The organism is Enterococcus sp. AZ088, from assembly GCF_051714845.1.
GTDB classification, from domain to species: Bacteria; Bacillota; Bacilli; order Lactobacillales; family Enterococcaceae; genus Enterococcus; species Enterococcus faecalis.
The window spans coordinates 950,002-962,362 of the sequence record NZ_JBIOSQ010000001.1; the positions used below are offsets into that span (position 1 = coordinate 950,002).

Here is a 12,361-nt window from a genome sequence, read left to right on the forward strand (position 1 = left end):
TGGACCGTAACTCAGTTCATCCTTCCTCTTTTTATGAAAGTGTGTGGGTATGTTTTGTAATCCATTGTTGCAAACGGATATTCAACCAAAAACCATAAATTCCTAAAGTAATTATAGTTAATAAAAGCCATTTAATCCAATGACCGAATAATTGCATAGCTGTACCGTCAAAATAAAGGCGTTTACCATCAATAACGGTATGCTTGATTTTCCAGTTGTACATCATATAAATTCCCCAAGGTGCGCAAATGCCTAATGTAAAGACAGTAATCAAGGTTGCTAAAATTGAAGTCCCGATATACGTTGCTAAACCACCGTCAAAATATGAATTTTTCATTCTTTTCCTCCTTATCTCATAAACTTTATTATAACAAGAATAAATGGCCTGGGAAACAAAATGAGGATGAAATAAGTATTTTTATTCATTATTGATGTGAAATATGTTATTTATGCAACTCAAATTTGGCAGCATTAGATATTTTGTAACAAATGTTATCTAATGTAACTACCATAATAAACCGTTTTCCTTAGAAAGTGAATTAGAAATTTTAAAAAAAGGCTATTTAAATGAGCATTAATATTGTGTGAGATATATCTTTTTGCTATTGTCAACTTCTGAAAAAGACCACTAAGTGGAAAAAATAAGAGAAAAGAAGGGTGAATAATTTTTTATGACAAAAAGTGTAAAATTTTTAGTGTTACTGTTGGTAATGATTCTACCAATTGCGGGGGCGTTATTGATTGGTCCAATTTCGTTTGGCGCCGAATTGAGCAAAAGTTCAATCGTTGACAAAGTAGAATTAGATCACACTACTTTATATCAAGGAGAGATGACCTCAATTAAAGTATCTTTTAGTGACAAAGAAAATCAGAAAATAAAACCTGGAGATACTATTACTTTAACTTTACCAGACGCACTAGTTGGAATGACCGAGAACGATAGTTCACCACGAAAAATCAATTTAAATGGTTTAGGGGAAGTTTTTATCTATAAAGATCATGTTGTAGCAACATTTAACGAAAAAGTTGAATCTTTACATAATGTGAATGGGCATTTTTCTTTCGGGATTAAAACGCTTATCACCAATAGTTCTCAACCGAATGTGATAGAAACGGATTTCGGAACAGCAACGGCGACTCAACGTTTGACGATTGAAGGAGTGACTAACACAGAGACTGGCCAAATTGAGCGAGACTATCCGTTTTTTTATAAAGTAGGCGATTTGGCTGGAGAGTCAAATCAAGTACGTTGGTTTTTAAATGTGAACCTCAATAAATCCGATGTCACAGAAGATATTTCAATTGCGGATCGACAAGGAAGTGGTCAACAATTAAATAAAGAGAGTTTTACATTTGATATTGTGAATGACAAAGAAACTAAATATATTTCACTTGCCGAGTTTGAGCAACAAGGTTATGGCAAAATTGACTTCGTAACAGATAATGACTTTAACTTACGTTTTTATCGGGATAAAGCACGCTTTACTTCCTTTATCGTCCGTTACACTTCGACAATCACAGAAGCAGGCCAACATCAAGCAACATTTGAAAATAGTTATGACATCAATTATCAACTAAACAATCAAGACGCAACGAATGAAAAAAATACATCACAGGTTAAAAATGTTTTTGTAGAAGGCGAGGCAAGCGGCAATCAAAATGTGGAAATGCCAACAGAAGAAAGTCTAGACATTCCTTTAGAGACAATAGATGAATGGGAACCAAAGACACCTACTTCGGAACAGGCAACAGAAACAAGTGAAAAGACAGACACAACAGAAACCGCAGAAAGCAGCCAACCAGAAGTTCATGTCTCACCAACAGAAGAAGAAAATCCAGATGAAGGTGAAACACTAGGCACGATTGAGCCAATCATACCTGAAAAACCAAGTGTGACAACTGAAGAGAATGGCACGACAGAAACTGCAGAAAGCAGCCAACCAGAAGTTCATGTCTCACCAACAGAAGAAGAAAATCCAGATGAAAGTGAAACACTAGGCACGATTGAGCCAATCATACCTGAAAAACCAAGTGTGACAACTGAAGAGAACGGCACAACAGAAACCGCAGAAAGCAGCCAACCAGAAGTTCATGTCTCACCAGCGGAAGAAGAAAATCCAGATGAAAGTGAAACGTTAGGTACAATTTTACCAATCCTACCTGAAAAACCAAGTGTGACAACTGAAGAGAATGGCACAACGGAAACTGCAGAAAGCAGTCAACCAGAAGTCCATGTGTCGCCAACGGAAGAAGAAAATCCAGATGAAAGTGAAACACTAGGCACGATTGCACCAATCATACCTGAAAAACCAAGCGTAACAACTGAAGAGAATGGTATAACGGAAACGGCAGAAAGCAGCCAGCCAGAAGTTCATGTCTCACCAACAAAAGAAATTACTACAACTGAGAAAAAACAGCCATCCACAGAAACAACTGTGGAGAAAAATAAAAATGTTACATCAAAAAATCAACCACAAATACTAAACGCTCCATTAAATACATTGAAAAATGAAGGAAGCCCACAGTTGGCTCCCCAACTGCTTAGTGAACCAATTCAAAAATTAAATGAAGCAAACGGGCAACGAGAACTTCCCAAAACAGGCACAACAAAAACACCGTTTATGCTAATAGCAGGAATACTGGCAAGTACATTTGCCGTTTTAGGTGTAAGTTATCTACAAATCAGAAAGAATTAACAATAGAAAAGCCATCCAGCTTTCGCTGGGGGGCTTTTCTATTATCTGGAGATAAATTGCTGATAGGCGCCAATCAAAAACTATGCTACAGTAAGGTAAGTACTGCTCGAAAAGGAGGGAGTAAATGACTAAAAAAATATGGTCGCACTTTCGGAAAAGCTTCACTTGGTACATTTTGATTGGCGTGATTGTTTCATTATGTAGTGCTTTAGCAATTTATTTTTTTCAACAGTTGTTAGATCATTATCAAAAAAGTTTCCAACTAGGGTTGTTAGTAGCGTATGGAACGACAATTATTTTAATTCCGCTATTGTCTTACTGTGAACAGAAACCGAAAGCTTACTTAACTAATGGCATCTATTTCTATTTGAAGAAATTAAGTTTAATAAAAATGAGCAAGATTTCCTATGAAGAATATCTAAAACTGGGAGCGGGAGCTTTACTACAAAAAGTAGAAGTTGGTGCAGCAGCTGGGAGAAATATCCACTTGAATTTTTATGGGCGCTTATTTCGAGAGCTAATTCCAGAGACGTTATTTAATTTATTTTTCATAGCATTGATTGATAAAAAATTACTACCAGCAATTCTAATTGGTTATGTGATTGTATTTATTTTAACCAAAATACTTTTGAAAACGCTACAAAAAATGAAAGAAAAAACACTTATTTCTGAAGAAGCAATGAATGCTACTTTGATACGAGGGATGACAGAACTAGTAACTTTTAGAATTAATCGAAAATATAAAAAAGAGATTGAAAATTACGCGTTAATGGCAGAGGAAAATAGTCAAAATATAACAAAAATGACTATGATCCATGAATTTTTCTTTGGCTTTTTTGCTTTGTTAGTCGCACTTATCAAAGTAAGTATTGTCGTACTTAGTTTTACTAACGTCGTGACGTTAAGTTTAGGTGGACTTGTAGCGATAGTGATGTATATCGATCGAATTTATACGCCGATAGCCATATTTAATGTTTTATTTGTTCAATATAATTTGGATAAAGTAGCCTATCAGCGCTTGGAAGATTTTTATAAAAAAGAAGATGATCCTGATTTAGCGGTTCCAGGCAAAGCGTTACCTGAAATTCAAACAATTTCATTAAAAGATGTGTGTTTTAGCGTAGATAGTCAAACGATTATGTCCCAACAAAATCGACAATTTTCAATGAACAAAACCTATGGCTTGATTGGAAAAAGTGGGACAGGCAAATCTACCCTGATTAAATTGATTTTAGGATTATTGAAGCCGACAGAGGGGACAGTTTATGTGAATCAATTTCCTCTAACACAATTTAATTTGGAAGATTATTATGAAAAAGTTTTTTATTTATCTCAAGATGTGCCAATATTTCAAGGAACGTTGAAAGAAAATATTGTATTTAATCAAGAAATTTCTGATGAACAAGTAATTGAAGCTATGTATCGTTTTCAGTTGGGGGAACTTTATGAACGGTTACCGGAAGGCTTAAACACTATTGTGAGTGAAAAAGGAATGAATTTTTCTGGTGGTGAAAAACAACGGATTGCTTTCACACGCTTAGCATTTACACAAGCAGAGATCCTTATTTTAGATGAGGCGACTTCTGCATTGGACGAAAAGACCGAAGAAAAAGTGTTACAAGAAGTACAAAGATTTACCCACAATAAGTTGACTATTTTGGTTACTCATCGACCTAAAACCCTGCGATTTGTAGATGAAATTATTGATTTAAATGAGTGAACTTGTTAGCTCTTTGGCGCTTCTTTTGCTACACTTTTTATAAGAATTGAGAGAAAGGGGCAACTGTTGATGAATAATAATGAGCAAGAATTAGCGGAATTTTGGGATGAATTTGCAGAAGAATATGAAGAAATTCAACAAGAATCGCCATTTCCAATTGCTCGAGAATTACGTGATTTCTTGGTCCAAGAAGGCATTTTTCCGTGTCAGACATTTCTGGATATCGCAGGTGGGACGGGACGATACTTACCTTTTTTTCAAGAGCAAGTCACGGAGTATACGCTAGCCGATATTTCTCAGAGAATGTTGGAGATTGCGGAAGCAAAAGCACAAAGCAACGTTGTTTTTCTTCACCAAAGCCAAGAAAGACTGATTGAGACTGGGAAAAAATTTCAAGTCGTTTTTTCAGCGATGAACCCTGCTTTGGATACGCCGGAAAAAGTTAATGCATTGTGCCAATTAAGTGAAGAATGGTGTCTTATATTTCGGCTAGTGGAAGAGCAAGATTCGTTGTTTTCTCCTTTTGAGCAAGAGAGCAACCCGCAGTTAAAATGGATGGCACAATACAAAGCATTTCTAAAAAAAGAACAGCGACCTTTTTTCACAAAAAAATTTTTCTTTGAAGCATCAGAAGCTATTTCAAAAGACTTTTTCCGCAGCTATTTTGAAGAACAATGGTCAGTTCCAATTTTAGAACAACGCGTACAAGAAATTTTTGGTTCTCATGAAATTAAGCAAAATCAGCGTACCATTATTTATGAATTAATTGCGATTCCATGTAAAAAAACAACCAGCGATGACTAATTATCGCTGGTTGTTTTTCGGTTATTTAATTGTGCGAAAGCTTTTTCTGGAATCTCTTTTTTATCAATTTTGACAGGAGATTGGATGATTCTTTTTTTACTAATGGTTGCTTCTATGTAAGCATTTGGTTCCAAAGGTTGAGGATTTTTGTCTGTCCGTTCGTAGTCCATAACTTGCGTTTTTCCATTACTTTTAACAAAAGTTAGTCGATAGTGTAAAGAATATTGGCCATCTATGCTTTTTTGATTGTCATCTACTGTTTGTTTTCGTTCAGGAATTTCTAGAGGAACTTGTGCATAGGCTTTTTCACCCTTATATGTATCTGCATAATAACGATAGCCTGTATAACCACCAACAATGAATAAGCCAATAAATAAAATAGCGCCGATTTTTTTCATTTTTTCTCCTCCTAACAATTTACAAAAATAGCATAGCAAAAGAAGAAGGAGATGGAACATCGAAAAAACGAACAGTTATCTTACAAAACTGTTCGTTTTTTTTGGTCTATTTAGCTTTCATCAGAGAGTAGAAAGGAATCATTTTTCTTACGATAACTAAAGAAAATAACAAAGTACAGTAGGCCTGTTAAAAGAGTGACGCCTAACGAATTTGTAAATAAGATGCCAATAAAGATGAGACCTAAAATGATTAACGCAAGGAGATTAATACTTTTTTCAAAGAGAGACCCTCGTTTTAAAGACAGAACAAACGCCGCAGCGCTAATTAAAATCCAAATTAGCAAGACAGTGTAAGAGAGAGAACCGGCTAAGTAACCAAATAATTCATCGCCAACAAAATAAGAAAGAATAACGCCCAGATATAAAACACTGGCGCAGAAGAAAACTGAACGTTGAGGTACTTGGTGCTTGTTTAAAACCGCTAGTTTACTCATGGGTCCTTTTTTATCTTTTAAGCGAAAATATAAAAGGCGAGAAGAGGCGTATACTCCAGAATTAATAGAAGAAAACAAGGCTAAAATAATCACAAAATTTACGATGTCAGCAGCAAAAGGAATATTCATTTTTTCAAAAACCATAACAAATGGACTCACCGTTGTGCCTGCTAAGGTATTCCAAGGGAAAATAATCAAAAGTAAGAATAATGGAATGATATAGAAGGAAATAATCCGTCCCATCACACCACGAATCGCTTTAGGAATGGCTTTTTTAGGATCATCTGCTTCACTGACAGTAATCGCGATTAATTCTGAACCGCCATAAGAATAAATAACTACTAATAAAGAATTAACTATACCTTTCATGCCATGTGGGGCGAAGCCACCATGATCGGTGATACTTTGTAAAGTAGGGAAGACACCACTGCCTAGCATTTGTTGTCCCACCAGATAAACACCAAAAATAATTAACAAAATGATGACACTAATTTTAGCAAACGCCAACCAATATTCTGTTTCTGCAAATAAACGAACCGAGTAAAGATTAATGAGCGTCGTTAAAATAGCTAAAATAAAAACAAAAAACCAAGCAGGAATATTAGGAAACCAAAGTTGTAAAAAGGAAGCTGCGGCAACCGCTTCTGCGATAATATTAATTGTCCACATGGAATAATAAACCCAATCAATAAAATCAGCAGAATGTGCACCTAAAAATGGTCGAACCAAGCCAGACAAACCATGATGTGTGTCTCCGCCATCTAAAACAAGTTTTCCTAAACCACTCATGACGATGAAGAGAACAGCACCGCCAATTAGAAAGGCGATTAAAACAGAAGGACCAGCAATACCAATTGCTTCGCCACTTCCTTTAAAAAGACCTGCGCCAATCGCTCCCCCTAAGGCTAACATCGTAATGTGGCGCGAGCTTAATTGTTTTTTTAAGGTTGTTTGTTGTGTTTCACTCATAGGATTCTCCTTTAATTGAAAAAAAATAATATGAAAATAACTTTCTTTATTATATACAATTTTCTGACAATTACAACTATTCTGTCAATGAAAATGAAAAAATAAGTGAAAAATATTATGAAAATAAAAAAATCGAGCAATTTAAGTGATTAAAATCGCTCAATTTTTTTATTAATTTTTATTTTTTAATAGAGTCATAATTGTTAATGGAACAGTAATGACTACATAGCCGATGATACTAGCCACTACTAAATAAGCTATAGGACTCGAGAAATTAAATAAGTCCGTTAAAAGTATTGCGACAATCATTGAAATAGCATAACAAATGAATAATTGAATAAACCGCTTTGCAGACAAAAAATCACCTCTTCCTAATTAGTTAAAGTCTCTTTTCAATCATTTAGTATACACCTGAAAAGAAGAATAAACTATCATTAATTAAAAGAAAAAGTGAAACAACTAGCGGATTTTTTGTTCAGCTGATTATCTTAAGAATTAGAAAATGAGGTCGGGACAGAAGTGTTTAACTCCTAGAACCAAGTAGGTACTGTTTAACATCTATTTGCTTTGCAAATAGTGTTTCTCAGCAATAAGAAGGGATTTCTGAAAATTGTTCTATAATTTTTGGAGACCAAGTAGGTATTGTTCATCATCGAATCACTACGTTCTTCGTGATTTTCAACAATTTCGGCTTATTTCCGAAGGACCTTCAACTCTTAGAGGTTTAGCTCTTAGAAGTTGTTGAGAACGAAGCAACGCGTAGTGTTGCTTCTGTTCCCGCCGTTTATCAGTTTTTGAGCGTGAAGTAAAAATCCAAAGTGATTTTTATCCCACGCCCATTTTCATTTATGACGTTGGCTTCGTGTAAATTGAGAAGTCTCGTCCTCTCTAGTGGTTGATTGCTGTGTTCGTTGTACGGCTTGCTTTTCTGGCTCGCTCTTTTTTGCAACATCAGTCACAACGTTTGGCTTCTGAGAAGGGGGAACAGTTGTTTTTTTGTTTAAAGTTGGCGTAGTTCTTTTTGTTTCTTTCTTTTGTTTCTTTTTATTATTTTTATCATTTCCAGTGACTGTCAAATAGATAATCAGAAAAATCATTAGGATCGTTGCAACAATTAATAGAATAAACATGTTAAATGAAATGAACATGCATGGCCCTCGTTTCTCGTTTTTTCTTAGTTTACCAAAATTTCAAAATTTCGTCACTCTTTTCTTCAGAAAAAACGAATTTCAAAGGGGTTAAAAGAAACTTTTATAAAAAAGCCTCCTTTTTTGTGTGAAAATGCACAAAATTTCTGGAATCGTTTGCTGTTAAAACCAGATACTGGTAAAATAATTATTGTATAAGAATCATTTTAAAAAACGATTTTTGTTACAAATAACGTATTTGTTGAAAAGGCACTGTGAAGTAGTTAGAGACGACAGCCAAGTGACTTTTAATGACAGCCGCCCAATTAATTTCATGGAGCCTTTTCGTAGAAAACGAGGAGGTTATTTTGCGTGAAAGTGAGTATATTTTCGACATGCGTGGTGGATTTACTTTTTCCAAATGTAGGGCAAGCAATGGTAGAGGTTTTGGAACGTTATGGCTGTGAAACGGTTTTACCAACAAGCCAAACGTGTTGTGGTCAGCCAACGTATAATAGTGGCTATGTGACAGAGAGCACGACAACGCTTAAGAATCAAATTGATAGTTTTGACGGTGCCGATTATGTGGTGGGACCTGCGGGGTCTTGTGTCGGCATGATGAAAGAATACCACAAATTTTTAGCAGATGATCCTATTTATGGACCAAAAGCACAACGTTTAGCTGAGCGAACTTACGAGTTTAGTCAGTTTCTTTATCGTGTCTTAGGGGTCAAAGATGTTGGCGCAACGTTACATGGGAAAGCCACTTATCATCGTTCTTGTCATATGACGCGAATTTTAAATGAACGAGAATCACCCTTTGTTTTGTTGGATCATGTGAAAGGATTAGAAATGATTCCTTTAGGACATCTTGAAAATTGTTGCGGATTTGGCGGAACGTTTTCAGTGAAAATGCCAGCTATTTCTGAACAAATGGTGACGGAAAAAATGAACGATGTGATTGATACAGGCGCAGAAATTTTAATTAGTGCGGATATGGGTTGCCTGATGAATATCGGGGGTAAATTCAATCGTGATGGGAAAAAGATTAAGATTATGCATATTGCAGAAGTCCTTAATCACGAAGTGGATGAAGCACGCATGGACCAACCACAAATCATATCGGTAGGGTAAGGGGGAAGAACTGTGGGATTATCAACGAGCAATAAGCCGTTAAGTGAACGAATTGAAGAAAGTAAAAAAGATGTGTTTATGCAAAAGGCTGTCGCTAAAGCACAAGATGCCCAATGGGAGAAACGAGAAGGTGCGCGGGAAGCTTTAGGCAATTGGCCACAATGGCGTGAACTGGGAGAACAAATTCGCCAACATACCATTCAGTATCTGCCTGACTATTTAGAAGAGTTCAGTGATAACGTTGCCAAACGAGGTGGCAAAGTCTTTTTTGCTCAAACCGCCGAAGAGGCCAATGAATATGTGAAACAAGTGGTTCTAGAAAAAAAGGCGAAAAAAATTGTGAAATCTAAATCAATGGTGACGACCGAAGTCGATATTGATCCAATGTTATTGGGATTAGACGATGTCAGTGTGATGGAAACAGACTTGGCGGAATTCATTTTACAAATGGATGACTGGGATGAGCCGTCACATATTGTTTTCCCAAGTATTCATAAAAATCGCGAACAGATTCGTCAGGTTTTTGCGAAAAAATTAGGGTATCAAGGAGATAATGACCCGGTAAATTTGGCACGCTGTGCACGAGAAGTGATGCGCAAATTCTTTTTGGAAGCGGAGATTGGCATTACAGGTTGTAATTTCGCTATTGCGGATAGCGGCTTAATTAACTTAAATACAAATGAAGGAAATGCTGATTTGACCATCAGTATTCCTAAGACACAAATCGTGTTAATGGGGATGGAAAGAATCGTACCAACAATGCGTGAAGCAGAGGTTTTAGATAACCTTTTAGCCAGAAGTGCCGTTGGTCAAAATTTAACAACGTATGTGACGTTTGCCGGGCAAAAAAATGCGGATGAATCCGATGGTCCAGAAGAATTTCACGTGGTCATTTTGGATAACGGACGTTCAAAAGCGTTAGGAACAGCCTTTCAGCCAGTCTTACAGTGTATTCGTTGTGGGTCTTGTCTGAATGTTTGTCCGGTCTATCGCCATATTGGAGGGCACGGTTATGGCTCTATTTATCCAGGACCAATTGGTGCTGTGCTTTCTCCAATTTTAGGTGGATATAAACAGTTTGGGGAATTGCCTTATGCATCTAGTCTTTGTGGGGCATGTACGGAAACGTGTCCTGTGAAAATTCCATTGCACGAATTATTAATTGAACATCGTAAAGTGATGACCGATGATCTGAAAATGAAACATGGATTTGAAGATTTCCAAATGCGTATGGTAGGTAAAGCCACTGGTTCACCAGCAATGTTTAAAGCAGCCATGAAAGTCGATCATGCTGCAGCGGGCATTTTAAGTAAACAAAAAGACATTACTGTTGAAAACATGTACAATCATGGAGGCTACCTTGATAAAGGACCAGGGTTAGTAAAAGGTTGGACCGATGTTCGTGATTTGCCAAGACCACCAAAATCTTCAGAAAACTTCAGAAGTTGGTTCAAAAAACATCAAGAAGGTGAAAAAAATGACTAACGAAGCGATTCAAAATCGAGAACCTTTTTTACAAAATCTACGAGAAAAATTAGGCGTAGAAAAACAGTCTGTTTCAGCTCATCCATTTGAGCCAGTTAATCATTTACCAGAAGAACAGTTGGCAGATAAAACACCAGCAGAGCTATTAACGATTGTGAAAGAACGTGTGGAAACGATTCACACGAACTTAGTGGAAACTACACAAGAAAATTTACTGACGACGATTCAGCAAATTGTTGCTGAGTTCGGTGGAGGCAATCTTTTATTGCCAACAGATGCACGTTTTGAAGCTTATGGATTAGCTGATTTAGCTAAGTCATTAGAGGCTGTTTCTGTTAAGCAATGGCAACCTGGAAGTGAGCAACGAGAAGCGAATATTCAAACAGCTGCTCAGGCAAATATCGCGATTGCCTTTGCTGAGTTTTTACTAGCTGAATCAGGAACGATTGTGGTGGAGTCCAATGCGGGGCAAGGCAGAGCTTTACACTTTTTACCGAAGCATTACATTTCAATTATACCATTTAGCAAACTCGTTCCACGTTCGACTCAGCCAGCAGCTTTTTATACAGATAAAATAGAAAAAGGCGAAAAAATCGGCTCAGCGATTCACTTTATTTCAGGGCCTTCTAATTCAGGAGATATTGAAATGCAACTGGTTGTCGGGTTGCATGGTCCTTTAGAAGTTTGTTACGTGGTTGTGATGGATCGCTAAAACGCTAGAAGCATAATCAATTCAGCCCTTTTTAGAATTGATTATGTTTTTTTTATGAGCAGGATCAAAAAAGTAAGAATCAAATTTGAAAGAAATACGTTTTTTTTCTGACCATTTTGTAAAAAAAGCGTACATAAAAATTAATTGGGTGTTAAGCACTATAGGATTGATTTACTTTGTGGTAGAATATGAGACATAAGATAATAAGGTTTTTGGAGGAATGAGTTTGAAATCAAAAGAATTAATTAAAACAGTCGTCTTTTTTGCCTGTTTAGCTTTGGGTCTGTTTTTACTGAGACAATTTGTATTTACGCCTGTCGTAGTGAGAGGTCATTCAATGGATCCAACGTTAGCAGATGGTGAACGGGTAATTACGTTAAAAAACACAGAAATTAATCGTTTCGATATTATTACTTTCCCAGCGCCAGATGAACCAGATAAAAATTATATTAAACGTGTGATTGGTTTACCTGGAGATACAATTGCGTACAAGGATGATACGTTGTACATCAATGGAAAAGAAGTTGACGAACCCTATTTAGATGAATTTAAAAAAGCCTTAACAGATGGTCAACCTTTGACAGGCGATTTTTCATTAAAAGAAAAAGTACCAGCAGATAGCTACTTTGTTTTAGGTGATAATCGACGGAATTCAAAAGACGGTCGTGTCATTGGTTTTATTCATAAAAAAGATATTTTGGGTGAAGTGAAATTTGTGATGTGGCCATTCTCACGGTTTGGTCCAATACCAGAAGTGTCAAAACAATAAAAGAGACAATGAGTAAAAGAGAAGGACGGAAATGTGTAAAAACAAACACATGT

Annotated in this window: 12 protein-coding genes; 7 read left to right on the forward strand and 5 right to left on the reverse strand. The window is 36.3% G+C overall.

Features of this window, described 5'->3' with window-relative positions; genetic code table 11:
• Positions 1-31 precede the first annotated feature (31 nt).
• Positions 32-337 (reverse strand): DUF6693 family protein, encoded by a 306-nt coding sequence (locus IGL17_RS04800; protein WP_438760026.1) that lies wholly within the window; start codon positions 335-337, stop codon positions 32-34.
• A 334-nt stretch (positions 338-671) separates the two neighbouring features.
• Here IGL17_RS04800 and ace point away from each other — a divergent pair, with 334 nt between their 5' ends.
• From ace to IGL17_RS04815, 3 genes are all read left to right on the forward strand, one after another.
• Entirely contained in the window at positions 672-2,696 is a 2,025-nt protein-coding gene (ace, locus tag IGL17_RS04805) for a collagen-binding MSCRAMM adhesin Ace (RefSeq protein WP_010714416.1), read from the forward strand.
• Between the two features lie 124 nt (positions 2,697-2,820).
• A complete protein-coding gene (locus tag IGL17_RS04810; RefSeq protein WP_016617858.1) occupies positions 2,821-4,416 on the forward strand; it encodes an ATP-binding cassette domain-containing protein in 1,596 nt (531 codons plus the stop codon).
• A 69-nt stretch (positions 4,417-4,485) separates the two neighbouring features.
• Positions 4,486-5,220, forward strand: a complete 735-nt coding sequence (locus IGL17_RS04815; protein WP_002386601.1) for a class I SAM-dependent methyltransferase — start codon at positions 4,486-4,488, stop codon at positions 5,218-5,220.
• Here the strand turns inward: IGL17_RS04815 and IGL17_RS04820 are convergent.
• The 4 genes from IGL17_RS04820 to IGL17_RS04835 all read right to left on the reverse strand — a co-directional run bounded on the left by IGL17_RS04820 (position 5,217) and on the right by IGL17_RS04835 (position 8,211).
• Complete coding sequence (locus IGL17_RS04820; RefSeq protein ID WP_002358048.1) at positions 5,217-5,618, reverse strand: YxeA family protein; 402 nt, start codon at positions 5,616-5,618, stop codon at positions 5,217-5,219. The two genes, IGL17_RS04815 and IGL17_RS04820, sit on opposite strands and share 4 nt — an antisense overlap.
• Before the next feature lie 110 nt (positions 5,619-5,728).
• Positions 5,729-7,081 (reverse strand): amino acid permease, encoded by a 1,353-nt coding sequence (locus IGL17_RS04825; RefSeq protein ID WP_002382100.1) that lies wholly within the window; start codon positions 7,079-7,081, stop codon positions 5,729-5,731.
• A 171-nt stretch (positions 7,082-7,252) separates the two neighbouring features.
• Positions 7,253-7,438, reverse strand: coding sequence for a hypothetical protein (locus tag IGL17_RS04830; protein ID WP_002358046.1), 186 nt, complete (start codon positions 7,436-7,438; stop codon positions 7,253-7,255).
• Positions 7,439-7,923: 485 nt separating this feature from the next.
• Positions 7,924-8,211: a hypothetical protein gene (locus IGL17_RS04835; protein ID WP_002384728.1), complete on the reverse strand. Its 288-nt coding sequence runs from the start codon at positions 8,209-8,211 to the stop codon at positions 7,924-7,926.
• 369 nt (positions 8,212-8,580) lie between these two features.
• Between IGL17_RS04835 and IGL17_RS04840 the strand changes: the two genes are divergently transcribed.
• From IGL17_RS04840 to lepB, 4 genes are all read left to right on the forward strand, one after another.
• On the forward strand, positions 8,581-9,342 hold the full coding sequence (locus IGL17_RS04840) for a (Fe-S)-binding protein (protein WP_002365495.1): 762 nt from the start codon (positions 8,581-8,583) through the stop codon (positions 9,340-9,342).
• Between the two features lie 12 nt (positions 9,343-9,354).
• A complete protein-coding gene (locus IGL17_RS04845; protein ID WP_002365496.1) occupies positions 9,355-10,827 on the forward strand; it encodes a LutB/LldF family L-lactate oxidation iron-sulfur protein in 1,473 nt (490 codons plus the stop codon).
• Entirely contained in the window at positions 10,820-11,539 is a 720-nt protein-coding gene (locus tag IGL17_RS04850) for a LutC/YkgG family protein (RefSeq protein ID WP_033624236.1), read from the forward strand. Before IGL17_RS04845 ends, IGL17_RS04850 begins: the two co-directional genes overlap by 8 nt.
• Before the next feature lie 220 nt (positions 11,540-11,759).
• On the forward strand, positions 11,760-12,308 hold the full coding sequence (gene lepB / locus IGL17_RS04855; RefSeq protein ID WP_002358039.1) for a signal peptidase I: 549 nt from the start codon (positions 11,760-11,762) through the stop codon (positions 12,306-12,308).
• Positions 12,309-12,361 lie beyond the last annotated feature (53 nt).